Genomic DNA, 23,292 nt, shown 5'->3' on the forward strand with positions numbered 1-23,292 from the left:
GTCCCGGAACGCCGCGCAGCGTCCCTCATCCCGCCGATGCGCGGAGCGCTCCCGCCGCCCCTGCCTCCGGCGGACGGCAGGGGCGACGCACGGCCGGTGCCTGGCGCCGACGGCCCGCCGGTCCGACGATGCCGGGAGCGCGTGCCGCGGCGGGCCGGGCCGCGGTGGCGATCGGCCTCCGCCACGGCCGCCCGGCGCGGGCTTTCCGGCGCCCGACGCCCGGTGCCCGGCGGCGCAGCCCGTCCCGCGACCGCCCGGCGCGCGGCGGCAAAGCCCGTCCCGCTCAGCGCATCACGCCCGGCCCGGCGCCTCGCCGTGGCGCGGGAGGTCAGGACGGCGTCTCCTCCCCGGCGGTCACTGCTGCCGTGTCGCCGGCCGCGATGAGGCGGGGTGCGCCAGCAGCCCTGCCGCGGCCCGCTCATGCAGGGCTTCCAGTGCCTTCCCCTGCTGCCGGGCCCGGTGCAGCAGCTGCTCCAGCCGCTCCGCGTCCAGGCGGGCTTCCTGCGGTGCCGCGGCGAGCAGGGCCTGCCACAGCAGCGCCTTCCCCTGTGCTGCCATCCTCAGCGCTTCCAGCTCGACCAGCAAGGACAGTCCCGAGCGGCGCAGCAGCCGGCCGTTGGGTTTCACCCGCCCGATCTTCTCGCCCAGCCACGCCCCGTAGAGCTTGTACCGCTTGACCGGTATGCCGAGGTCCGCCACGACCCGGAACAGGGACTGCCGGTCCTGCGCGATCTCCGCCGCCAGCGCCTTCAGCTCGTCGCCGTAGGGCGAGTCGCCGTGCTCGCTCACCATGCGCCGGACGAGCCCCGCACCGGCCGTACTGCCGGCCAGGTGATCGTTCAAGTAGATGTCCAGCCGGCTCTGCCGCGTCCGCCTGCCGCCGGCGCCTTGCACTGTCCCGCTCATCATGCCCCTGGAGGTCTCGTAGCTGCCGGCCTCACCGAGTGCCCAGGCTGCGGTGGTCCATCCCCGTCCAGAGCGGATCGGCCCGGCCGCCGGGTGCCTCAGGCCCCGGTCATCAGGCCGCCCTCCTGCACCGCTGCCAGGGACCGGCTGTGTCGCCGACGCCGGAGCGCACCTGCCGGCCCGAGCCGACGGCCTGCTGCCGGGTGCGCCGGTGGCGCCCTGCTCGCAGGGTGCGGCTCGCGGCTCGCGCGGCTCGGCGGTGGCTCTCCCGTGCCGGCCTGCCGCTGCGTCACCGCCCCGGGGCCCTCGCCCTCGGCCGTGGAGAGGGCACAGGCGCAAGGGAGTAGCGCGCATGCCCGACAGAGCTGGAGCAGCAGGGAAGTTGACGAACCATCGGCAATCGGGAGCAAAGGGGGTGATTAATGCCGTACCTGACGGGCACCCGCGTCGTCGTCAAGGTGCACGACCGAGCGAAAGGAGCAGTCATGGCTGCGTCCAGGAACTCCGGCAACTTCGCTGACGACCCGCAGCGCGCCTCGGAGGCAGGCCGCAAGGGCGGACACGAAAGCGGAGGCAACTTCGCCAACGACCCCCAGCGCGCCTCCGAAGCAGGCCGCAAGGGCGGACACGAAAGCGGAGGCGGCAGCCGGTGACGCTGCCGGGGCTCCGAGCGGAGTGAGCAGTACGGGTGTGGGTCCGGTTCCCTTCTCCAGGGGCCGGGCCCACCTCGTGTGTCGCCGGCCGATGTGGCCGTATCGGGCACCCGGAGCCTGCATGCAACGGACCGACGGTGGGACCTGACCTGTCATGCGAGGAATGCAGGGAATAGCAGCGGCTGCCGGGCGTTCCGCCGCGGCGACGTGGCGGAGCGTGCGGCGGGCCGTACGGGAGCCGGGACGGGAACGGGACGTGCTGGCACAAGCGGTGAAGGGTGCCTTCGCCGCCTGCGTGGCGTGGGCGGTGGCCGGCTGGTGGCTCAACGCCCCCATGGCGTTCATGGCGCCGTGGGTGGCGATCGTGCTGGTGGAGTCGACGGTCTACCGGTCCGTCCGGCACGGTCTGCAGCAGCTGGCGGCCATCGCCGTCGGCACCGCGGTGGCCACCGGCTGCGGCATGGCGCTGGGCTCCTCGATGGCGGCGATGGTCCTCGTGCTGCCGGCCGTCATGCTGCTCGGCCAGTGGAAGCGGCTGGGCAGCCAGGGGATCTTCGCGGGCACCGCCGCCCTGTTCGTCCTGACGACCGGGCCGGTCACCGTCGCCGCTTCGGCTTCCCGACTCGCCGAGGCGGGCTTCGGTGCCCTGGTCGGCATCGCGGTCAACGCGCTGATCCGGCCGCCGGTCTACCTGCGCGACACGCGGGCCGCCCTGCAGGACGCCGCGCAGGGGGCGCAGGAACTCCTCCGTGAGATCGCCCGGCGGCTTCCCCAAGGGCAGCCGGACGCCGACACCGCCGCCGACTGGCACGACGCGGCTCTGCGCGTCCAGCGGCTGGTCGACCAGGCCCGCTCCGCCGCCGACTGGCACCGGGAGAGCCTGTCCGCCAACCCGCGCCGCCGCGGCGGCGCGGTCCCCCAGGCGGGCGAGGACTACGACGACGCCGTCACCGCCCTGGACTACATCGCGCTCCACATCACCGACGTCACCCGCACCATGCTGGAGGCCTCCACCAGCGCACGCAGGCCCACGTGGCTCAGCCCCGACACCGCCGCCCTTTACGCGCGCTTCGTCGACAGCACGGCCCGAGCCGTCCGCCTCTACGCCCGCGACCGTCTCACCCCCGGTGCCGCCGGCCGGGAAGCCGACGGGGAACGGGGCGCGGCAGCCCAGGAGCTCGCAGCCCGGCTGCGCGAACTGCGGCAGCAACTCGCGGGCGCGCCCCCGTACGACCCCGACGCACTGGCCACCTTCGGATCCCTCCTCAGCCAGGCCCACCGGCTCACCGACCGCCTCACGCGCAGCTGAGGCCTCGTGGACAGCCCGGATTACCCCGCGCGCACCGCCACCGGATCCCTCTCGCCCCGCAGGGAGCGCCCCTGCGCCCGTGCGGCCGCCTCTGACGGCCGGGCCGGCCGCCCCTGACGGCCGGGCGCGCCGCCGCGACGCTGACGAAAAAACCAACAGGACCACGGGGAAGGCGGGGCATTGCGCAGACTGCCCAGCCGAGAAGGCCGCAGGGACAGACGGATGCGGGACAACTGCCGAGCCGGAGGCCGCAGGGCCAAGCGCCTTCGCGAGGCTGCCGAGCCGAAGGCCGCAGGGACAGACGGATCCGGGACAACCGCCGAGCCGAAGGCCGCAGGGGCGGGCGGATTCAGGAGGCTGCCTTGCCGAGGGCTTCGATGAGCTGGTCCTTGTTCATCTTGGACCGGCCGGCGATACCGCGCTGGGTCGCCTGCTCGTACAGTTCGTCCTTGCTGAGCTGCTCCAGCCGCTCCACCGGACCTCCCGACCGCGCCGGAGACGGTGCTTCCGCGCCCTTCTTCCCTCTTCTCTTCTGCTGCTTCCCCTCCCCCTTGCCACCCGCCGGGAGCCGCTTGGGAGTTCCGCGCTCCGCGGACGGCTGCTCGCGGCTTCCGCGGGACTGCTCGACGCTGCGCTGGAGGAGATCCATCAGGCTGATGACGTTGGTGGGCTCGGGCGGCGCCTCTTCGCTGACGATGTGCCGGCCCTTCGCCTTGGCGTCGACCAGTTCCCTGACCCGTTCCTCGTAGGTGTCGTGGTAGTCCTCGGGGTTCCAGTCCACGGACAGGGCGTCGATCAGCCGGCGTGCCGTGTCCAGTTCCCGGCTGGTGGCCTTGCTGCCCTCCGGCAGCACCGGCAGCTCCTCATGGGGGTCGCGGACCTCGTCGGCCCAGTGCAGGGTGTGCAGTACGAGCACGTCCTCCTGCGCGCGCAGCGCCACGAGGTGCTGCTTGCCGCGCATCACGAAGCTGGCGATGCCGGTCTTGTTCTCCTGATCCAGCGCCGAGCGCAGCACGTCGTAGATCTTGGCGTACTCCTCGCCTTTGGGCGCGAGGTAGTAGGTGCGGTCGAAGTACACCGGCTCGACCTGTTCGAGGTCGACGAAGCCGGTGATCTCCACGACCTGCGATTTGCCGGGGGCGATCTCGTCGAGTTCGTCGGGGTCGACCAGGACGTGGTCGCCGCCCCCCAGGTCGTAGCCCTTGACGATGTCGTCGTAGGCCACCTCTTCGCCGGTTCTCTCGTTCACCCGCTTGTAGCGGACGCGGTCGGAGGTGCCGCGCTGCAGCTGGCGGAAGTGCACGGTGTGGTCCTCGGTGGCGGTGAACAGCTGCACCGGCAACGTGACCAGGCCGAAGGTCAGCACCCCGCTCCAGATCGCTCTCGCCATCGCTCCTCCATGCCCTCCGTGCGTCACGCCTCGCGCCGGCCGTCGCCGGCGAGCTCCCGGGCGTGCGCGGCGGCGTCCTTCGCCCGCCGTCGGGCTTCGCGCAGGTCCCGGTCGGCCCGCCGGGTATGGTCGCGGGCCTTGCGGGCCGCTTCCCGCGCCCGCCGCTTGTCGCTCTCGGCGTGCTTGAGCTGCCGGGACAGCTCGGTGACGCGCTCCTCGGCCTGCTGCCGGTCGCGCTCCGCACGGCTCTGCTTCTCCTCGGCACGGGCCAGCTCCTCCTGCCGGCCCTGAAGCGCGCGCTCCGCGTCCGCGGCCTGCTGCCGAGCCCGTGCCAGCCGCTCCTGCTGCTCCCGGCGCCGTGTGCGCGCGGTGTCCAGATCGGCCACCTCACCCGTGCCCGCGGCGGCACGCAGGGAAGCCGGCCGGGGTGCCGGCTGTCCGCCGGAGGGGGCGGGGAAACCGACCGGGGCGCTGAGCGGCTTCGCCAGTCGGCCCTTCGCCCATTCGGCGGCCGCCTCGGGGTCGGCCAGAACGGCGTGGAGGGTCTCCTGCACCTCCTGGCGGGCGCCCTCGCCGATACGGTGCCCGGCCTCGGCCGTGAGCTGATCGGCCTGCCGGGCCAGGGCGAAGGTGAGCTGGTTCTGCTGCGCCGACAGTGCCTTCAGCTGCCCGCCGTCCAGGTCACGGTGGGCCCGCCGCAGCGCCTCACCCAGCTGCAGCAGGCGCTCGGCCTCCTCGGGCCGCCGGCGCACGAGTAGGTTGCTCGCCCAGGCCGCGAGAGTGGGGCGGCGCAGACGGCGGATCCGCTCGGCCAGCTCACGGTCGCCTGCCGACCTGGCAGCCTTGGCCCGCTGGTCGCGGGTGGCGGTGAAGTCACCCGGCGGCAGTCCGTAGAGCTCATCGGTGACAGCGTCCAGATCCACCCTGCCTCCCACGCACTCCCTGAATGTCGATTTTCTCATGATTCACAGGGGTACGTGAGGTGGCGGCGGTGTCAGCCCACGGGAACGACGCTCGCGCACGGCACCACCGGAACCGACGCTCGCGCACGGCAGGCCCGCCTCGCGGGCGCCTCACCGGAAGAGCCGCCTGGGGCGTCGGTGGGGGTGGTGTCAGGTGGTTGCTGTGGCGGGGAGTTGTGGGGGTGTGGGTGGGTGGCCGGGGGCTTTGGGGAGGGCGAGGACCATGGTGAGGCCGCCGCCGGGGGTGTCTTCGGCGGTGAGGGTGCCGCCCATGGCTTCGGCGAAGCCGCGGGCGACGGCGAGGCCGAGGCCGACGCCGGCGCCGCGCGGGGCGTCGCCGTAGCGCTGGAAGGGGGCGAAGACGTGTTCCTTGGCCTCGTCGGGGATGCCGCGGCCGCGGTCGACGACCCGTAGTTCCACGCGGTCGCCGAGGGTGCTGGCCGCGACGATGACGGGGATGTCGGGCGGGCTGTACTTGACGGCGTTCTCCACGATGTTGGCGACGGCGCGTTCCAGCAGGCCCCGGTCGACTTCGATCATGGGCAGGCTTTCGGGGATGTCCGGTTCGACGCTGCCCTCGGGCACGCCGCCGAAGGGCGAGGGCGGCACATCCGGAGCGCCGAACGGCGAGGGCAGCACGTCCGGAGGCCGGGGGATCGCCTGGCCGCGAAGGCGCGGCCTGTGATGAGGGCGGCGTCGGACACCCGGCGACCCAGGCCGGCGAGCGCCCCGGCAGCAGCCCGCGGAAGGAGCCCGCCGAAGCTCGCACGGGTGCCCGTCAGCGCCCGGTCAGGCCGTGGAAGCCGCCGTCCCCGTAGCTCCCCATGACCGGTCAAGGCGCGAGGAGCACGGCCTTCGTCTCCACCCGGCCTTCCGGTGAGCGCCGGCTCGAAGCCCGCGCGAGGCAGCCGCGGGGCTGGACTCGCAGGTGGCTGACGTACCGGAGCCCGTGTCGGCGGGCTTCAGGAACACGTGCCGGCGGGCTTCAGGAGCGCGTTCCGCCGACCTGGTCGACGGCAAGGCCCCAGCGCGGTTCCGTCGTGGTCCGCTCCAGGGGGTCCGCGCCGCGGAGAGCGTCCGGGCCGGGCCCGCGCTTCGGGTGAGGCGCCCATCGGGAGGGCACGGTCACGGGACCGGCGTGACGCCCTTGACCGCCCGCGCGAAGGCGAGGGCGGCCGGGGGGACATGGGAGCGGTGCCAGATCAACCCCATCTCGGAGGGGGGCAGTCCGTCGACCGGGATGAAGGTGAGAGAGCTGCGCCGCCCGTGGTAGTCGGCCGTGGACCGGCACAGCAGCATCGCGCCCCGGTCCGCCGCCGTCAGACTCAGCCCCTCCTGGAGGGTGTTGACCAGGGGACCCGCCGGGATCGGCCGCAGCTGCGGGGTGCGGTCCGGGGTCTGCGCCAGGCGCCAGTACGCGGGCGCGGGGCCTGGCTCCCCGCCCGCTCCCATGCCGATGAGCCGGCAGTCGGCCAGTTCCTCCGCCGCCACCGACTCCCGGGCCGCGAACGGGTGGCGGACGGAGACGGCAAGGGTCTGCGGCTGCCGGGAGAAGACCGGCCCGAGCACCAGGTCGTCCTCCCGTACGGGCAGGAGCACCACCGCGCAGTCCACCTCCTGGCGGCGCACCGGCCCGAAGGGGTCCGACAGCGGGATCTCCGTCAGTTGCAGGACGCACCCGGGGCACTCCTCCTCGAACAGGGCCATCGCCTGGGCGAGGTAGTCGTCGACGGTGCCCTGGAAGCCGATCCGCAGCACCCCGCCCGCCTCCGCACGGGCGGCGGCCCGCGCCTCGTCCAGGGTGGCGCGCAGGCCGTCGTACGCGGGCCGCAGGCTGCCGACGAAGGACTCCCCGAGCGGGGTCAGCCGCACCCGGCGGCTCGTGCGCTCGACCAGCGGGGCGCCGATCCGTCCCTCCAGGGCGCGCAGCAGCTGGCTCACCCTGCTCTGGGAGACGTACAGTCGCTCGCCCGCCCGGCCGAAGTGCAGTTCCTCGGCGAGGACGAGGAACGCCTCCAACTCGCGGATCTCGATACCGCCCACGGAATCCCGGCCTCCTTCATCCGATCGATTAATCCACCTCATGGAAGGATGAGCGATCGGCCGTTGTTCCCGAACGCCCCTGCGGGTTGGCTGGTTGCATGGCACAGACAGAGGAAATCGCAGGCAGGGCGCCCGGAGAGGGGCAGTCCGCACAACGAGGGGGCTGGCCCGCGGTCGTCGCCGTCGCCGGGGCGACGTTCACGGTGGTCACCTCCGAGATGCTGCCGGTGGGGCTGCTCACCCCCATCGGCGACGCGCTCCATGTGAGCGAGGGGACCGCCGGGCTCACCCTCACCATCACGGGTCTGGTCGGCGCGGTCTCCTCGCCGCTGCTGACGCCGCTGCTCGGCCGGCTGCCCCGCCGGACGCTGCTGTGCTCCATGATGGCGCTGCTCGCGCTGGGCAACCTGCTCGCGGCGTGGGCCCCCGGCTTCGGGGTGATGGTGGTCGCCCGCGTCCTCGTCGGCATCGGCATGGGCGTGGTCTGGGCGGTCGCCGCCGGTCTCGCCGTACGGCTCGTGTCCGGCTCCGCCGTCGGCCCGGCCACGTCACTCATCTTCAGCGGCATCGCGGTGGCCTCGGTCCTGGGTGTCCCGGCCGGTACGTACATCGGTGAACTGGCCGACTGGAGGACGGCCTTCGTCGTCATCGCCGTCCTCGCCGCGTTGGTCATGATCGCGCTCGCGGCCCTGCTGCCACCGCTCCCCGCCGAGCAGGACATCCGGCTCGGGGGCGTGCTGAAGCTGCTCGGCAACCCGCGGGTGGCGACCGGGCTCGCCGTGGTGGCGCTCCTGGTCACCGGGCACTTCGCCGCCTACACCTACGTGCGGCCCGCGCTGGAGGACATCTCCGGGGTCAGCCCCACGATGATCGGCACCCTGTTCCTCCTCTACGGCGTCGCCGGCGTCCTCGGGAACTTCGCGGCCGGCGCCGGGGCGGGTCGCTCCCCGCGCGGCACGCTCCTGGTGATCGCCCTGGTCCTGTCCGCCACGGTGGGGCTGCTGCCGCTGCTCGGCGGGTCGGTGCTGACGGCCGGTGTGCTCCTCGCGGTGTGGGGCGTCTCGTACGGCGGTGTGTCGGTGAGCACCCAGACCTGGCTGCTGGCCGCCGCGCCGTCGGCCCGCGAGGCGGCGTCCTCCCTCTTCGTGGGTGTCTTCAACGGAGCGATCGCGCTGGGCGCCCTGGTCGGCGGTCTCACCGCGGACGGCGCCGGGATCGAGGCGGTGATGTGGCTGGGCGGCGGCCTGGCGCTGGCCGCCCTGGCGGTGGCCGCCCTCGGCCGGGCCCCGGAGAGCGGCCGGCTCGGCTGAACCGCCGGGCCGGCCGCCCTCGCGCCTTCGAGCCGGGACCGGACCGCCGGGCCGGGCCGCTCGGTCGGCCCGGCTTCGACTCCCCGGGCCGCGTCACCCCCGTACGCGGCCCGGGGCCTCCTCCCCCGATGTCAGGAAGTCCCGGATCAACGCCGCCCAGGCAGCCGGCTCTTCGGCGGCGATGGCGTGGCCGCAGTCCAGGGCCGCCAGCCGGGCACCGGGTATGCCGTCCGCCAGTTCCCGGGAGTGAAGGGGAGTGACGAGCAGGTCCCGCAGCGGGGAGACCACAAGGGTCGGCACCGAGATCCGGGCCAGGTCCGCACGTACGTCGATGTGGTCGAACAGGGCGAGTTGGGCGTCGGTCCCGGGCGGCAGTGCGCCGGCGAAGAGGGTGAGCTGCTCCTCGATCTCCTGGCGAGCTGCGACAGCAGCTGACCCGCATCCTGCCGGGCCTCGCCTCGGCCCCGGTGGACGCCGCCTGGACGGCCCCGGTCGAGTACTCGGTGTCCTCGCTGCCCTTCGCGGGCCGGTTGAAGTCCGTGCCCGGTGCCAGCTACGCCACCGGCTACTCCGGCGACGGTGTCGGCCCCTCGCGCCTGATGGCGAAGGTTCTCGCCTCCATGGTCCTGGGCACCAACGACGAGTGGTCCCGGTCGGCCTTCACGCGCCACCTCTCGGCGTGGATCCCGCGCGAGCCCCTCCGCTATCCGGGCTCCCTCCTCGCCCTGCCCGCGCTGCGCGCGGTGGAGCGCCACGAGGACTCCGGCCGGACGGTGCCGCCACTGCTGAAGCGGCTGGTGTCGGTGGACCCGTCGATGTTCCGCCTCTGAGCGCCCAGGCCGTCCAGGCGTGCACCGGACGGGTCATTCGCTTGGTTCAGTGGTCGTCGGCAGTCAGGGGGCCGGGCTTCCGGGCGGGGCGGCGGTCCCGGTGCGGACCGACGGGCCCGCCGTGGCGGGGGTCCCCAGTGAGGCCGCGGCCGGGACGGGCCGCCTGGCGCCTCTTCGTCGGCCGGGTGGCGGTCGTATGGCCGGTTGCCGCACCCGTGGTGGTGCCGGATCGCGGCGGCCGGAGCGAGGACGCGCTGCGGGACACGGACGGCGGCACCTTCAACGTACCGGGCACCACGCCTCCCGGGGCCAGGTCCGTGAAGCCGACGGCCGCAACGCCGAGCCCAGCGCGCTTGATCGATACACGGTCTGTCAGTACGGCCGTTCGGCAGGCGACCGTCAGCCCGCCCATCGGCCGACGCAAGGCCATGGAGCGATGTACGCCTGGCGGAACCCCGCGGGTGGCTCATCCGGAGCTCTCCGCGCGAACGGAGGCGATCCGTCGAACGACTTGCCCCTCCACGCGGTGGGAGGTCGTCGGCCACGCCGCGGAGTGGCCCTCAGCCCGTGCCGGTAGGGGGCTGGAGAACCGGTACTGCCGGGCGCGTGGGCTGCGACCAACCTGCATAACGCGAAATGCCGGCCGGGATCGCTCCCGACCAGCATTCTGCTCGTACGTAGGTGGTGTCCGAGGGGGGACTTGAACTCTCCTCTCGGACACCAGCTCCCAACCGCTCTGATCTGGGGAAACGCCCGTCGACAGGCTTGATTTCGGCGGGCGTTTCTCCTGTTCTTTCCTGCTGTTTCAGGCCCTCTCGGGCCCCTGTTGGTCATGCGTTGGTCACGTGACCAACCCTCGGCCCTGGCCCTGATCAGGACTTTTCGATGACCTCGAAGATATCGGCGTCGGTCTCCTGCTGCCACGCCGGGAGGTCGGGCCAGTCAGCAACGTACCCCGGCTTGGGGTCCTCGAAGTGCTTGAACATCTGCGCTGTCCAGCACACCGCCACGAACCGGCCCTTCTGCTCACGAGACAGGTTCGCCGTGTGACCGCCGCTGATCTCGATGAACCGGCGGACCTGCTCATACACGGCGCCTGCGGCCTCGCGCTCCCACTGGGGCGTGTCCTCCCAGGGGGTGACGTACCCGGGCTTCGGCTCCCCTGGGAAGTGGCGGTGCACTCCTTCGATCCAGGCTTCCCGGAACACTCGTGCGCCATCGACCTGCGACATGCCAACCCCTCTCGTCACGGCGTGCTCAGCGTGGCGATCTCCGCCCCCAGCTCCGCTACCCGGCGGTCTCTGCTCAGGGGGCCGAACTCATCGCACAGGGCTTGGAGTCTACGGGCGACGTACCCGGACGATGATGCTTGGGCCAACCGGATGGCTTCCCGCCCGTACGCGACGACTTGTTCGGGGTCACGCCGCTTCGCCCCGACGGCGGCAAGGTCGGCCAGTACGGCACCCCTGCGCCGGTACGACTGCCCGGAGGCAAGGGCGGTCTGGGCCAGTGCCTGCTTCAAGGTCTCTTCTGCCAGGTCGAGGCGGCCGAGCTGTACGTAGCGCGCTCCCCGTTCCTCGGCCAACCGCGTGCCGTCGAAGCGCAGCCAGCCCCCGTTGGCGCTGTCCGTGCCCAGTTCCAACACCCGCTCGGCCTCATCCAGCGCGCGCTCACACGAGGCCAGGTCACCCATGCCGGCGTACGCCTCGGCCTGGACAGCGGCGACCCAGTGACGGGTGGCGAGGCTGCTGTCTCCCCGCTGGGCCAGTCTCTCCGCCGCTCCGAGGATCTGTGCCGCCTGCTCGTATCGGTGTTCGTACACGTCCACGTAGGCGTGCCGCACGAGGGCACATGCCCACAGGTCGAAGGCTCGGGCGTCCTTGCTGACGGATGCCGCCAGGGAGTAGGACGATGCCGCGTCGGTGTATCGGTTGGCGTCGAAGGCGACTTCTCCGGCGAGCTGGAAGAGATCGGCTGCCGCGTTCAGGAGAGGGCGGGAGTTGCCTCGGGTGTCCGCCAGGGCTTCGTTCAGTGTCGAGAGCTGGTCGCGGACGATGGGGTAGACGGAGCCTTTTGAGCGGGCTAGCTGGTAGACCTGCCACAGGTGGCTGTTCATCCGTGTGAAGTCGGCGGGTGCGCCCCTGCGTACTCCCTCGGTGAGGGCTTCCGCCTCATCCAACGGCAGGGCGGTGAGGGCTCCGCTGACGGTGAGGATGCGGAGGAATTCGCGGCGGATCATTTCGTCGGGGTCTCCCGCGCCTGGGTGGTCACTGGACTGGTGCCCTGTGGCCTCCTGGCTGACTGCTCGTGGCTGCGTCAGGAGGGCGTCAAGCTCGGTGAGAGTGACTTCGAGGGCGATGGCCAAGCCCCGTCGCTGCGGTGGCTGAGGTTTGATCCTGCCGCTCTCCCAGCGCCCGACCGTGGTGCGGTCCACCCCGAGTAACTCGGCCAACTTCTCCTGACTGTAGCCCAGGGCCTTGCGCCGTTCAGCCAGTCCCATGACGGCCCCTTCCCCTGACCTGAACGTGTGGCACCCCCGTGCACGGAGGTGCATCAAGACTGCCGCATTGATGCCGTGGAGCGCTTGGACTCCCTCCGCTTTTCTTGGGGTTGTCGCAAACGGACACGGTGGTGAACCTGCGGAGGCGTGCGGACATGGCAGCGGAGAACGACGTGGATCTCGGGTCCGGCCAGGCCAAGGGTCGGCATCGCGGGGAACGGCACGACCCCATCGGATCGGCACTGACCGCCACCTGGGCGCTGGGCCACGTCCTGGCTCTGTTCCTCCTCGGTGTCACCGTGACTCAGCACAGCGAACTGGAAGACCTCGTGTCGCCCCTGGTCGATCGGTCGGTACCGGACCAGGAAACGACCGGCTGAGGGACCTGCGCGGATCACCAAGCGATCCGGCCCACGCTCCTCCCGGGCCGCAGCACTCGCACCGGGAGGTTGTACCACCGTGGCGGGGACGCCACCCCTCCACGCCCTACGGATTTCGGACGGAGGTGAACACCATGGAGAGCCGCTCTCAGCTCGACACCGAGCCGGAGGAGGAGGTCGTGACCCTGGAGGACGCGACGCGTCTGACGAAGGGCAACACCAACTCCAGCGTGGAGAACAAGCGCTCGCCCTACGGGGCCTGACGCCCGGCGGCGGCATTCCTGCGGGGGTGCCGCCGCGCCCTTTCCCACTCGCAGAAGGAGGTGACGGCATTGCATTGGTTCGGCGGGACACTCGCCCCTTATGGCAAGGCCCCGAGACCCGTGGGTGCTCATGCCCTATGGCAGAAGCCGGACGCTTGGACCGTGGGCACTACGGTGCGCCAGGCGGAGAGCAAGGACGGGCGGAGGTTGGCGGTGTTCGGCCCGTGCGGAGCGACGAACCCGGAACTGGAGCGGCTGGCCCGCTCCACGGACTTGCGAGACTTCGACGCGGCGGCATCGGCCTGGTCTGGCTCCTATGCCCTTGCCCTGGACGACGGCGCGGGATCGTTCACCCTGTGGGCTGACCCGGCAGGCTCCTGCCCCCTGTACGTGGCAGAAGTCGATGGCGTGCCCGTGTGGGCCTCCAGTTCCTTGGCGCTCGCCTCCCTGTTGGGGAGTCGGCCGGACACGGCTTGGCTGGCAGCCCACCTCGCACACCCGACCGCTTGTGTCCCGGGGCGGTCGGCGTGGACGGGCGTAGCGCAGATACCGCCGGGCCACCGGTGGACCGCTCCGCGTGACGGGTCGCCGTTCTCCGTGCCGTACTGGCGGCCATGTTCTTCCACGTGGTCGGAGGCGGTGGAAAGGTTACGACTCGACCTGTCGGACGGCGTGCTGATCCGGGCGAGCGGGCGGGAAGTCTCCTCTGACCTGTCCGGCGGCCTGGACTCCAGCACTCTCGCGGCCTATGCGGCGCAGTGCGGACCAGTCCTGGGGGTCACCTTCCACCCCAAGGACCGGGAGTCGGGTGGAGACGTGGACCACGCGCGCACTGTCGCCCGCGCTTTTCCCTCCATCCGGCACCGGTTCATGGCCCTGGGCCGCGAACACCTTCCGTTCACCGACCTGGACGCCTTGGTCCTGACCGACGAGCCGGCACCCTCCGCCGTGACCGTCGCGCAGCTCTGCCACGAGTTCGCTCTACTGGCGGAAGAGGGTGCTTCCGTGCATCTGACCGGGGATGGCGGCGACACCCTGTTCATGCCGCCGCCGGTCCACCTGGCAGACCTAGTCCGCTCCGGCCGCCTTGTCCGCCTAGCGCGTGATGCTCAGGCGTGGGGCCGCCTCTACCGTTCGAGCCCCTGGCCTGCCGTGACAGCGGCCTGGAGCGCGCCCGATCGGCTGGCAGGCGTGGCGCTCCCGAAGCCCTGGCTCACCCACCAGGCGACCACCCTGGCCGCGTCGGTCATCTCGCCGGAGACGGACGTTGACGGCTTGGGCTACGCCGACCGCCACCTTCTCGCCGAAGCACGGTACGTCGGCCGTACCGCCGCGACGGAGAACCAGCTTGCCGGGGCGTACGGCATCGAGATGCACAACCCGTACACGGACGCCCGGGTTCTGGAAGCGGTGATGTCGGTCCCTGCCTCGGACCGATGGTCGGCCCGCCGGTACAAGCCGCTGCTTGCCGATGCGGTCGTGGGCCTCCTGCCCGGGGAGGTTGTGCGGCGCGGCTCCAAAGGGCTGTTCGCGGTGGACCACCACCACGGCCTACGCGCTAACCAGGCGAACGTCCTGGAGTTGGCTGACGGGCACCTGGCGGACCTCGGCCTGGTACGTCCGGCAGTCCTCCGCTCCCTTCTCCGGCGCGCGGTGCTCGGGGTGGACGTCCCCTGGGGACTAATCGAACCGCTGCTCGGCACCGAGCTATGGCTACGTGTCAGCGACACCGCGACCGAACGAGTCCGCTGGGAGGACAGGCCGTGAACGTCCCCGCTCCGAGCCGTCACACCCGTACCGCACTGACTGGAGCGGCGGGCGTAGTCGTCAACTACCAGACCGGAACAACCGTGGTCCTTACCGGCGATTCCCTCTCGCGCTGGCTCGACCGCCTGGAACACAGCGAAGCACCGGCCCCTGTCACAGTCCGTCCCTCGGAAACCTCATGGGGGACGAGTGAGTCATCCGCTCGGCTGGACGCTCCGGCGCCGCCCCCGTGGTCGTGGCGCATCGCGGCGAGCGTGCTTCTCGCGGGCACCCTCGCAACGCGCCATCTGGGACGAGGGCGCACGAGCTTCGGTCGCCTGGTACGGCTGGCAGAAGCAGGCCGCAACCTCCCTCGCCCGACCCGGGCGCACGCCAGCCTGGCAGTCCGGTCAGTCCGCTGGGCCGCGCGCCTGTTCCCCGCCCGTGTCGCATGTCTGGAGGAGTCCACGACAGCCGCGCTCCTGCTGGCGGCTGGCGGTCGTGGAGGAGCCTGGCGGCACGGCGTCGCCACCGATCCGATTCGGATGCACGCGTGGATCTGTGACGTTCACGGTCAGCCCATCGAGGAACCGGCTCAGACTGGGGACTACTCGCCCATCAACGGGCCAGAGCCAACGTCGAAGAGGTATCGATGACCGACCCGTACATCCTGCTCCCGGGCCAGCGCGTCAGCCTGGCCATGCCGGACCGCGACCACCTGCCCGACTACCACCGCTGGGAGAACGACCCCGGCACGATCCTGGGCTTCGGGACACAGGTCCCCCAGTCCTGGGAGGTCCGTGCCGGCGGATGGGAAGCGGCCGGACGGAACCGGGATTTCCCCCAGTTCGAGGTGATCACGACTGAGGAGCGCACTCCGGTCGGTCTCACAACGCTCCAGATCGACTCAGCCGTACGGACCGCCGAGTACGTCATCCTGCTCGCGCCGGAAGCGCGAGGCAAAGGGCTGGCCACGGAGGCGACGGCCCTGACGCTGCGGTGGGCATTCGAGTACGCCGCGCTGCGGATGGTCTGGCTGAAGGTACTGGAGCCCAACGCAGCAGGGCTCACCGCCTATGAGAAGGCCGGGTTCAAACCCGCCGGGCGCCTGCGCCAGTCCGGCTACTGGCGCGGTCGCCCCTGCGATGAACTCCTGATGGACGCGGTAGCGGAAGAATTCCCCGCTGCCCCCTGACGTGACGAACTGATCCCGGAGCCCCGGCGGGCTTCCCTCCGCCGGGGCCTGGCGTCCGGCTTCCGTACCCCTGTGCGCCTGTCTCAGGCGTTCTCACCGATGTGCCGGTACAAGGTGGCCCGGGAGATCCCCAGGGCCTTGGCGATGGCCGTGACGCTCTCGCCCTTGGCGTGCCGGGCACGGGCTATGGCTAGCTTGTCGTCATCCACGACGGAGGGGCGTCCACCGTGGTTGCCCTTACGGGCCGCAGTGTCCAGCCCCTCCAACGTCTTCTCCCGGATGCCTTCCCGCTCCACCTCGGCGGCCACGGCCAGGACGGCGAACACGATGGCTCCCGCCCCGTTCGGGTCGTACACGCCCTGCAAGGGACCGGAGAGGAGTTCCAGTTGGATGCCGTCCGCTTGCAGGGTGGAGGACAACGTCATGAGTTCCGCCGCGTTGCGGGCAAGACGCTTCATCTCCACCACCGTCAGGATGACGGGCTGGTTCGGTGCGGCTGTCTTGATCTCCCGTGCCAGAGCCAACGCCTTCTCCAACTCCGGCCGCTCCTTCACACGCGTACTGATCTTCTCCGAGAACACCCGCGTGCAGTCGGCACGGGCAAGCATGTCCAACTGGCTCTGGAGTTCCTGCCCGACCGTGCTGCACCTGGCATAGCCCAGTCGGATCGCTGCGCCCGGTACGGCTTCGGACACCACGGGTACCGGATCACCCTGTACCCACCGCTTACCGGGGTTACGGTCGGCCGGGGTCTTCACGGTGAGTTCCGCCTTCAGGGACGGCACGAGGGCGAAGCGCCCCGTGTGGTAGCTGGCTGCCACCTTGCCCGCTCCCGTACGGCAGGGGCTACCGGCAGGGGCTTCGCACTTCGGGCAGGGGTGACGCTCGACCTGATCGGCCGGGTTGTTCGTGGTCATGATCAGAACGTCTCATAAACATGTCTCGAAAGCCAGTGGTGAGGCGGATCTTTTGAGACGGGTTTCGAGACGCGAGAGTGAGGGCGAAACGGACACGGCCCGATGCCGCGCCGAGCGTCTCACTATCGACGGTTTTTGAGACGCCCGGTCGTGATCACTCTCCGCGTTGCCCGTGGTCCTGGTGCTCGTGCTCGGCACCTTCGGCAGTGAGGCGCTGGTGCGCCCTGCCTTGGACTTGCCCTCTGTCCTGACTGCCTGCCCGCCGTGAGGCTGTGCGCCTGCCTCCCTGCCTGCCGCTTCGCTCTCGACTCCTCGCCAGTCGTGCGGCCTGTCGGCTGCTCACAGAGACGCACAGCCGGTCGCCTGTCAGTGGCACGGGCAAGCCTGTCAACGGCGGAGGGAAGACGGAGTCCTTTGCAGGGGCGACGGCGAGGCGGACAGCCGAGACGCAGCGAGGCGACGGCGAAGGGGTGGGGGTATGACCCCCTGAAGGGGCCTTGCCCGACCGCCATGTCTTGGCAGCTCAGATCCTGCCACGGTTCCAGACCTCGTCAGGGCGGTGGCGAGGTAGGGCAGCGGCGAAGAAGTAGCAGGTGGGAGCACTGCCCTTGGCCTGGCCGGCACTCGGGGCCCGCATGAGAACGAGGGCTTTCGAGGGTTGCCGTAAGTGGCTTCGCCCTGTGGCCGCGCAAGCGGCCCACTCCCCTTGCTGCAAGTCGAAGGGGCTTCGCGCTATGGGGGCGCGGCAGCGCCCCACCTGGCTGGCTTCCTGGTCTTCCTGTTGTCGGCCCCTTCGGGGCCGCTGTGTCGAAGCGGCTTCCGACTGTGCGGCCGAACGGCCGCCCTCCCTGCTCACGCTCTCGCCGCTGGGTCTTCGCCCATGGGGGCGCTGCCGCGCCCCTCCTTCGCTTCGCCGCTGCACGTAAGTGGCTTCACGATGTCGGCCCCCTTCGGGGCCGCTCATGACGTAGACCCTTCACCTTGCACCTGTACGTCTCGCTGTTGACGTACGTGCGTAAGTCGCTTCGCCCTGTCGGCCCCGGCAGGGGCCGGGCATCAAGGCCGATGAGGCTAAGAACCTGCTGAGATAGATAAAGAGCAGCGAACGTTTTCGCAGGTCAGATGGCGTACCACGACACGGGCGGCGTTTCCCTCCGCCACGCCTGGCGTGTACGTTCCGCGTGTTTGTACACCTGGCGTGTGTCGGTCTGGAGGGCGGGCGTTCAGGAAGCCCGCGCCCAGGGCGTGGCGTCACCGTGCACGCTGCACTTGCGGCCACCCCGGCCGCCCTTCTGGAAGTGGCGGTGGGGCAGGGTGAGGCATCGGACGGTTGAGTCGTGCCCGATGAGGTCCAGTGCCTTGGCTCGCCCGACCGCGTTCGTGACGCTCTGCCTGGACGGGATGACTCCGCCCTCACCGGCGAGGATCGTGGCGAGTTCACCCATGCGGAACTCGGCGTGACCTATCTGGTTCGCCTTCCACAGGGCGGAAAAGTACACGCGGTATGCCAGCGGGTGCCGGTCGTCCCTGGCCATGAGTTCGCACTGCGCCTGAGAGAGGCCGCCCCACTCGATGCCGGGTCCGAAGTCGATGCGCACTGATCTGTGGTCCTTCCCATGGGGCGCGGTGTGCGCCGGTAGTCGGTGGTTCGCATGTGCTCCCTTCTGGTAGGCACTGCCAGCCATCGGACTGGCTTCGGGTTGGGACTCAGATCAGGCAGCGGCCCGGCACTCCTGCTCAAGCCAGCGCTCTACATCAGATGGCCGGAAGCGGAGGTGTCCGCCGATCTTGCAGGCGGGGATGTTGAGTGCTCGGTGGTTGTTGTAGACCCACGCGGGCGTCACGCCCAGGTACTCGGCCAGGTCGGTGACGCTCATCAGGCGGGTGTTCTGCAAAGGACGGCTCCTCGGTTAGCGGAGGGGGCGGTTCCCCCTCGGGCTGCCCATCCTGAGTTATCAGTCCGGTTCAGTCAAACCCGGATGTGTCACATCCTGACTTGCCTGTTGCGGTTGAGTTCCGTACGTTGTCGGCCATGACGAACACCAACGATCACGTGGGCGGCGCTGCGCCCCGTGCGGGCGTCGAACAGGTCCAGCGCATCGGGGCGTGGAAGGTCACCATGTGGCTTCCGCTGGACTCCACCTCGGGCAACCCCCGCGAAATCCGGATCGAGCCGCACGAGGAAGCCGACCCGCAAGAGGTAGCGCGCGGCATCACCAGCACGGTCCTGCGACAGATCGACACGGCCGCGTTCGCGGAAGAGGTGGGGCCGCTGGCGAAGCAGGCTCTTGCTGGCCAACACCAAGTCGAGGAGTTCCGCGAGAAGCTGGCCGGCCTGCCCAAGGGGCTGTCGGACGAGTACCTCGCGTTCCTCTCCGCCTTCTACGTGCGCGTGGTTGAGATCGGCGAACGTGCTCCCATTCAGTCACTCGAATACGTCACCGGTACCAAGCAGGCCACGTTGAAGGGCCACCTTCGAGCGGCGCGACAGCGCGGCTTCCTGACCAAGGTCGAAGGCAAGCCGGGCGGACAGCTCACGGACAAGGCGGCCGAGATTTTGAAGAGGACCAGTGTCAGCAACGTGCGACAGCCGTAGCGGCTGGGACAGAGCGAGGGGGAACTAGCCGGGTGGCAAAGCGCGGCAACGGGCTCGGTGGGACTCCGGTGGAGATCCCGCGCACGGGCCGACCGAACACCTGGGGTGTGCGTACGCCCCTGCACTTCGACCCGGCGACGGGCAAGAAGGGGCGCTACTGGATAGGCCGGGAGTACAAGACCAAGACGGAGGCGGAACGGGCGCTGCGCAAGTGGCACAGCGACCACGAGGCAGGCACCCTCACGCCCCGTTCCGGCATGACCATGGGCGAGCTCATGGACGGGTGGCTTGCCAAGCATCGGGGCGAGGACACCACGAGGGAGGGGTACGAGCCGAAGATCCGGCTGCACATCAAGCCGCACATAGGCAAGGTCAAGGTGGTGGAGGTGACGGACGAGCGGCTGGACGAGCTGTACCGGCTCTTGGAGAGCACGCCCATCGAGGCGAACGGCAACAAGCCGCTCGGCCCCAAGAGCGTCCGTCACATCCACAACATCATCTCGGCGGCGCTGGACTCTGTGACGGGACCGAGGAAGCTCCTCACGGTCAACCCGGCCCACACGGCGAACCCGCCCACGGAACGGCAGATCAAGGCGGCACAGCCGGACTTCCCCACCCTCAACGATCACGAGACGGCGCACTTCCTCAAAGAGATATGGACGCCGTGCGGCAACCGGGCGTGCGACGGGGGACTGACCCACCACTGTCTTCGGGACGCCCCGCTGTGGACCGCCTACGCGGCCACCTCATGCCGCCGCAGCGAAGTGCTGGGGTGGAAGTGGTCGCTCATCCACTGGGATGAGTGCGCCATCGAACTGGCCTGGGTCGTGGTCGAGGAAGGCAACACCTACCGGCTGCGCAAGCTCACCAAGGACGGAGACGACAACGCGATCATCTACGTAGACCAAGCCCTGATGAACGTCCTCAAGCGGCAGAAGGAACGCCAGGACGCGGAGCGGGAACGCCTCGGGGATCTCTGGGTGGACCATGACCTCGTGTTCGCCCGAGACGGCTTCAAGCTGTACCGGGGCGAGGCAGGCGGACCACAGGACCCCGAGAAGGTGTCGGCCCGCTGGCGGACGGCACGCAACCGCCTGCACCTGCCGGACAACTTCCGGCTGCACGACTGGCGGGCGTCGAAGATCACGAACGATCTCGACAATCACGAGAACCCGGTAGAGGTCTCGGCCAACGCTCGGCACCACTCGCCGGGCTACACCATGGCGCGGTACGGCAGGCGTCGCGCCGAAGGGGCGAAGAAGCTGGCTGCTTCCAGCGCTGCCCGTCTCGGCCTGTCATCCCTGGTCTGACCAGGAAGTTCGCTCGGCTGTTGGTCACGTGGTTGGTCACGCCACAGCCGGAGAAACAGAAAAACCCCAGGTCAACTGGGGTCTCTGCTGGTGTCCGAGGGGGGACTTGAACCCCCACGCCCGATAAAGGGCACTAGCACCTCAAGCTAGCGCGTCTGCCATTCCGCCACCCGGACCAGGTGTCTTGCCGCTTTGCGGGGTGTCCCCCGCGGCGACATGGATAACTCTACCAGGCGTTCGACGTGCTCTTCACCTGCATATCCCGTGGTCAGAGCCCTTGCGTGCGGATGGTGACGGGCTGCTTACGCAAGCGTCAGGGGACGTGGACGACCTGGCCGGCGTAGGAGAGGTTGCCGCCGAAGCCGAAGAGGAGGGCGGGGGCGCCGGAGGGGATGTCGCCGCGGGCGACCAGCTTGGACAGGGCCATCGGGATGGAGGCGGCGGACGTGTTGCCGGACTCCGTGACGTCCCGTGCGATGACCGCGTTGACGGCGCCGATCTTCTGGGCGACCGGTTCGATGATGCGCAGGTTCGCCTGGTGGAGGACGACCGCGGCCAGGTCCTCCGGGGTGAGGCCGGCGCGTTCGCAGACGCGGCGGGCGATGGGCGGGAGCTGGGTGGTGGCCCAGCGGTAGACGGACTGGCCTTCCTGGGCGAAGCGGGGCGGGGTGCCCTCGATGCGGACGGCGTGGCCCATCCGGGGCAGGGACCCCCAGACCACGGGGCCGATGCCCGGGGTGTCCGCCGCCTCGACGACCGCGGCGCCCGCGCCGTCGCCGACCAGGACGCACGTCGTGCGGTCGGTCCAGTCGGTGATCTCGGTCATCTTGTCGGCGCCGATGACCAGGGCGCGGCGTGCCGACCCCGCCCGTACCGCGTGGTCGGCGGTGGCCAGGGCGTGGGTGAAGCCGGCGCAGACCACGTTGAGGTCCAGGGTGGCGGGGGCCTCCATGCCGAGGCGGGCGGCCACCCGGGCGGCCGTGTTCGGTGAGCGGTCGATGGCGGTGGAGGTGGCGACCAGGACGTAGTCGATGTCGCCGGGGGTCAGGCCCGCGGCCGCCAGGGCCTTGGCCGCGGCGTGGGCGGCCATCTCGTCCACCGTCTCGTCGGGCCCCGCGACGTGCCGGGTGCGGATGCCGACCCGGCTGCGGATCCACTCGTCGCTGGTGTCGACCAGGGCGGCCAGGTCGTCGTTGGTCAGCACCTTCGCGGGCTGGTGGTGCCCGAGCGCGGCGATTCGCGTGCCCGTCATCACGGGTGGAACCCCCTCTGTTCTTCGCGGTTCGTGAGTGCCTCAGTCTGGTCAGCGACTGGTGGGTAACCCGTGGCGTGATCCCACAGGATTCCCGCCCGCCACTTGGAGGGACCGCAACATCGCCGGGCGGGGGGCGGCGCCGCGGCCCGGTGAGGGGGCGCGTACCGTGCGGGACAATGGGGTGATCGTGCCGTCGACAAGGGAAATGCGGGGCTGGGCGGACATGGGACGGGTCACGGAGCGGCGCCGCGTCATCCGGGTGCGGGACGGCGTCGTGTCGGCCCGGCCGGACACGCTGGTCGCCGAGGAGCCCCTGGAGATCCGGCTGAACGGCAAGCCGCTGGCCGTCACCATGCGCACGCCCGGCGACGACTTCGCGCTCGCCGTCGGGTTCCTGGTCAGTGAGGGCGTGCTCGCCGCCGCGTCGGACGTACGGAACGTGGCGTACTGCGCGGGCGCCGCCGAGGACGGGCGCAACACCTACAACGTCGTGGACGTGCGGCTGGCACCCGGCGTACCGGTGCCCGACATCACGCTGGAGCGGAACGTCTACACCACGTCGTCGTGCGGATTGTGCGGCAAGGCCAGCCTGGACGCGGTGCGGACGACCGCCCGCTTCCCGCTGGACGCCGCCCGGCCTCCCGTACGGGTGGGCGTGGACGTGCTGGCCGGGTTGCCGGACCGGCTGCGGGCCGCCCAGCGGGTGTTCGAGCGGACCGGGGGCCTGCACGCGGCCGCGCTGTTCTCGCAGGGCGGCGAGCTCCTCGACGTACGGGAGGACGTGGGCCGGCACAACGCCGTGGACAAGGTCGTCGGGCGGGCCCTCCGGGAGGGGCTGCTGCCGCTGAGCCGCGCCGTGCTGCTCGTGTCGGGGCGGGCGTCGTTCGAATTGGCGCAGAAGGCCGTCATGGCGGGCATCCCCGTGCTGGCGGCGGTGTCCGCGCCGTCGTCGCTGGCGGTGGACCTCGCCGCGGAAACGGGGCTGACCCTGGTGGGGTTCCTGCGCGGCGGCGACATGAACGTGTACGCGGGGGCCGAGCGGATCACCGGCCTGTCCTGACCGGGCGGCGGAGGGGCCGGACTGGTACGGGGACGGGCGCGGCCTGTACGGGGACGGGCGCGGCCTGTACAGGGTCGGCGGTACGGGGCCGGGCCGGTACGGGACCGGGCCGTCGGCGCGGCCTCGTGCGCCGACGGCCGTGGAACGGCGGCTGACTGGGGCGTGAGGGGCGAGGCGTGCTGACCGCGCGGGCTGCGGGGGCGGTGGCGTGGGTCTGTGCACCGGACCCCGAGGCCCCGCTACCGGCGTCGGGTCGGCTCGGGTGGGTCGACCATCTGCAGCGTCAGCGTCGCCGGCGGTTCCGCCACGCCGGGTCCGCCCGCCGCCACCCAGGCGAGGATGTCGTCCAGGCAGTCGTCGTCGAGCGCCCAGCCGATCCAGGCCGCCCGTGCCCCGCGGCGGCGTGCCTCCGTGGAGGGCTGCACCACCACGATGTTGGCCTGCCCGCACGGGCCCAGGCAGTCGCTCGTGCGGACCGCGAGGCGGCCGCCGGAGGCTGCGGCCGCCTCGCGGAGCCGTTCCAGCTGGCCGGCGTGGTCGGTGCCGGGGTGCTTGTCCGCGTTGCCGCAGCAGCAGCCACGGCAGACCACCAGCGAGCAGGGGCGCCCGGCGCCGGGGCGTATCCAGGGGCGGCGGGGAGTCGTCACCGGGCACCGCCGGGGCGCGC

Annotated in this window: 24 protein-coding genes, 1 tRNA gene and 1 pseudogene; 12 read left to right on the forward strand and 14 right to left on the reverse strand. The window is 71.0% G+C overall.

Annotated elements, in window-relative coordinates; genetic code table 11:
• Positions 1-354: 354 nt before the first annotated feature.
• Positions 355-843 (reverse strand): hypothetical protein, encoded by a 489-nt coding sequence (locus L6E17_RS15225; RefSeq protein WP_308315880.1) that lies wholly within the window; start codon positions 841-843, stop codon positions 355-357.
• 548 nt (positions 844-1,391) lie between these two features.
• On the opposite strand from L6E17_RS15225, the gene L6E17_RS15230 reads away from it, so the two are divergent.
• Both L6E17_RS15230 and L6E17_RS15235 read left to right on the forward strand, forming a co-directional pair.
• Positions 1,392-1,559 carry a general stress protein gene (locus L6E17_RS15230; protein WP_236241300.1) on the forward strand — a complete coding sequence of 56 codons (168 nt, stop codon included), beginning with the start codon at positions 1,392-1,394 and terminating at the stop codon, positions 1,557-1,559.
• Positions 1,560-1,722: 163 nt separating this feature from the next.
• The gene (locus L6E17_RS15235; RefSeq protein ID WP_236241301.1) at positions 1,723-2,868 is read left to right on the forward strand and encodes an aromatic acid exporter family protein; all 1,146 of its coding nucleotides are present in this window, start codon (positions 1,723-1,725) and stop codon (positions 2,866-2,868) included.
• A 349-nt stretch (positions 2,869-3,217) separates the two neighbouring features.
• On the opposite strand, the gene L6E17_RS15240 is transcribed toward L6E17_RS15235, so the two are convergent.
• From L6E17_RS15240 to L6E17_RS15255, 4 genes and pseudogenes are all read right to left on the reverse strand, one after another.
• Positions 3,218-4,258 carry a Ku protein gene (locus L6E17_RS15240; RefSeq protein ID WP_236241302.1) on the reverse strand — a complete coding sequence of 347 codons (1,041 nt, stop codon included), beginning with the start codon at positions 4,256-4,258 and terminating at the stop codon, positions 3,218-3,220.
• Positions 4,259-4,281: 23 nt separating this feature from the next.
• Positions 4,282-5,181, reverse strand: coding sequence for a hypothetical protein (locus tag L6E17_RS15245; RefSeq protein ID WP_236241303.1), 900 nt, complete (start codon positions 5,179-5,181; stop codon positions 4,282-4,284).
• A gap of 189 nt (positions 5,182-5,370) precedes the next feature.
• Positions 5,371-5,823, reverse strand: a pseudogene (locus L6E17_RS15250) (sensor histidine kinase); the annotation flags it as partial.
• A 522-nt stretch (positions 5,824-6,345) separates the two neighbouring features.
• Positions 6,346-7,263 (reverse strand): LysR family transcriptional regulator, encoded by a 918-nt coding sequence (locus L6E17_RS15255; protein WP_236241304.1) that lies wholly within the window; start codon positions 7,261-7,263, stop codon positions 6,346-6,348.
• Positions 7,264-7,361: 98 nt separating this feature from the next.
• On the opposite strand from L6E17_RS15255, the gene L6E17_RS15260 reads away from it, so the two are divergent.
• Entirely contained in the window at positions 7,362-8,573 is a 1,212-nt protein-coding gene (locus tag L6E17_RS15260; RefSeq protein ID WP_236241305.1) for an MFS transporter, read from the forward strand.
• A 93-nt stretch (positions 8,574-8,666) separates the two neighbouring features.
• Here the strand turns inward: L6E17_RS15260 and L6E17_RS15265 are convergent, their stop codons facing one another.
• Positions 8,667-8,873, reverse strand: coding sequence for an alpha/beta fold hydrolase (locus tag L6E17_RS15265; protein WP_236241306.1), 207 nt, complete (start codon positions 8,871-8,873; stop codon positions 8,667-8,669).
• Positions 8,874-9,040: 167 nt separating this feature from the next.
• Between L6E17_RS15265 and L6E17_RS15270 the strand changes: the two genes are divergently transcribed.
• On the forward strand, positions 9,041-9,403 hold the full coding sequence (locus L6E17_RS15270) for a hypothetical protein (protein ID WP_236241307.1): 363 nt from the start codon (positions 9,041-9,043) through the stop codon (positions 9,401-9,403).
• Between the two features lie 872 nt (positions 9,404-10,275).
• Here the strand turns inward: L6E17_RS15270 and L6E17_RS15275 are convergent.
• Both L6E17_RS15275 and L6E17_RS15280 read right to left on the reverse strand, forming a co-directional pair.
• Positions 10,276-10,635 carry a hypothetical protein gene (locus L6E17_RS15275; RefSeq protein ID WP_236241308.1) on the reverse strand — a complete coding sequence of 120 codons (360 nt, stop codon included), beginning with the start codon at positions 10,633-10,635 and terminating at the stop codon, positions 10,276-10,278.
• Positions 10,636-10,649: 14 nt separating this feature from the next.
• Complete coding sequence (locus tag L6E17_RS15280; RefSeq protein WP_236241309.1) at positions 10,650-11,903, reverse strand: helix-turn-helix transcriptional regulator; 1,254 nt, start codon at positions 11,901-11,903, stop codon at positions 10,650-10,652.
• A 155-nt stretch (positions 11,904-12,058) separates the two neighbouring features.
• Between L6E17_RS15280 and L6E17_RS15285 the strand changes: the two genes are divergently transcribed.
• The 5 genes from L6E17_RS15285 to L6E17_RS15305 all read left to right on the forward strand — a co-directional run bounded on the left by L6E17_RS15285 (position 12,059) and on the right by L6E17_RS15305 (position 15,487).
• Entirely contained in the window at positions 12,059-12,283 is a 225-nt protein-coding gene (locus L6E17_RS15285) for a hypothetical protein (protein WP_236241310.1), read from the forward strand.
• 134 nt (positions 12,284-12,417) lie between these two features.
• The gene (locus L6E17_RS15290; protein ID WP_236241311.1) at positions 12,418-12,546 is read left to right on the forward strand and encodes an albusnodin family lasso peptide; all 129 of its coding nucleotides are present in this window, start codon (positions 12,418-12,420) and stop codon (positions 12,544-12,546) included.
• A 120-nt stretch (positions 12,547-12,666) separates the two neighbouring features.
• Positions 12,667-14,313: an albusnodin/ikarugamycin family macrolactam cyclase gene (locus tag L6E17_RS15295; RefSeq protein WP_236241362.1), complete on the forward strand. Its 1,647-nt coding sequence runs from the start codon at positions 12,667-12,669 to the stop codon at positions 14,311-14,313.
• On the forward strand, positions 14,256-14,948 hold the full coding sequence (locus L6E17_RS15300) for a lasso peptide biosynthesis B2 protein (protein ID WP_175410124.1): 693 nt from the start codon (positions 14,256-14,258) through the stop codon (positions 14,946-14,948). Before L6E17_RS15295 ends, L6E17_RS15300 begins: the two co-directional genes overlap by 58 nt.
• Complete coding sequence (locus L6E17_RS15305; RefSeq protein ID WP_236241312.1) at positions 14,945-15,487, forward strand: GNAT family N-acetyltransferase; 543 nt, start codon at positions 14,945-14,947, stop codon at positions 15,485-15,487. The genes L6E17_RS15300 and L6E17_RS15305 overlap by 4 nt, the downstream gene beginning before the upstream one ends.
• Positions 15,488-15,570: 83 nt before the next feature.
• Here L6E17_RS15305 and L6E17_RS15310 read toward each other — a convergent pair whose 3' ends face one another.
• From L6E17_RS15310 to L6E17_RS15320, 3 genes are all read right to left on the reverse strand, one after another.
• Entirely contained in the window at positions 15,571-16,308 is a 738-nt protein-coding gene (locus L6E17_RS15310; RefSeq protein WP_236241313.1) for a recombinase family protein, read from the reverse strand.
• Positions 16,309-17,627: 1,319 nt separating this feature from the next.
• Positions 17,628-18,002, reverse strand: coding sequence for a hypothetical protein (locus L6E17_RS15315; RefSeq protein ID WP_236241314.1), 375 nt, complete (start codon positions 18,000-18,002; stop codon positions 17,628-17,630).
• 114 nt (positions 18,003-18,116) lie between these two features.
• Positions 18,117-18,299: a helix-turn-helix domain-containing protein gene (locus L6E17_RS15320; protein ID WP_236241315.1), complete on the reverse strand. Its 183-nt coding sequence runs from the start codon at positions 18,297-18,299 to the stop codon at positions 18,117-18,119.
• Between the two features lie 137 nt (positions 18,300-18,436).
• On the opposite strand from L6E17_RS15320, the gene L6E17_RS15325 reads away from it, so the two are divergent.
• On the forward strand, positions 18,437-19,000 hold the full coding sequence (locus L6E17_RS15325) for a hypothetical protein (protein ID WP_175410120.1): 564 nt from the start codon (positions 18,437-18,439) through the stop codon (positions 18,998-19,000).
• A gap of 107 nt (positions 19,001-19,107) precedes the next feature.
• Positions 19,108-20,310, forward strand: a complete 1,203-nt coding sequence (locus L6E17_RS15330; protein WP_236241316.1) for a site-specific integrase — start codon at positions 19,108-19,110, stop codon at positions 20,308-20,310.
• 88 nt (positions 20,311-20,398) lie between these two features.
• Here L6E17_RS15330 and L6E17_RS15335 read toward each other — a convergent pair.
• Positions 20,399-20,486: transfer RNA gene (locus L6E17_RS15335), tRNA-Leu, on the reverse strand.
• Positions 20,487-20,623: 137 nt separating this feature from the next.
• Entirely contained in the window at positions 20,624-21,562 is a 939-nt protein-coding gene (locus tag L6E17_RS15340) for a beta-ketoacyl-ACP synthase III (RefSeq protein WP_236241317.1), read from the reverse strand.
• A gap of 226 nt (positions 21,563-21,788) precedes the next feature.
• Between L6E17_RS15340 and fdhD the strand changes: the two genes are divergently transcribed.
• Positions 21,789-22,625 (forward strand): formate dehydrogenase accessory sulfurtransferase FdhD, encoded by an 837-nt coding sequence (gene fdhD / locus L6E17_RS15345; protein WP_236241363.1) that lies wholly within the window; start codon positions 21,789-21,791, stop codon positions 22,623-22,625.
• Positions 22,626-22,864: 239 nt separating this feature from the next.
• Here fdhD and L6E17_RS15350 read toward each other — a convergent pair whose 3' ends face one another.
• Positions 22,865-23,272, reverse strand: coding sequence for a (2Fe-2S) ferredoxin domain-containing protein (locus tag L6E17_RS15350; RefSeq protein ID WP_236241318.1), 408 nt, complete (start codon positions 23,270-23,272; stop codon positions 22,865-22,867).
• Positions 23,273-23,292: the final 20 nt, after the last annotated feature.

Origin of the sequence: Streptomyces sp. CC228A (genome assembly GCF_021390935.1) — a bacterium.
In the GTDB taxonomy this organism is placed as follows: Bacteria; Actinomycetota; Actinomycetes; order Streptomycetales; family Streptomycetaceae; genus Streptomyces.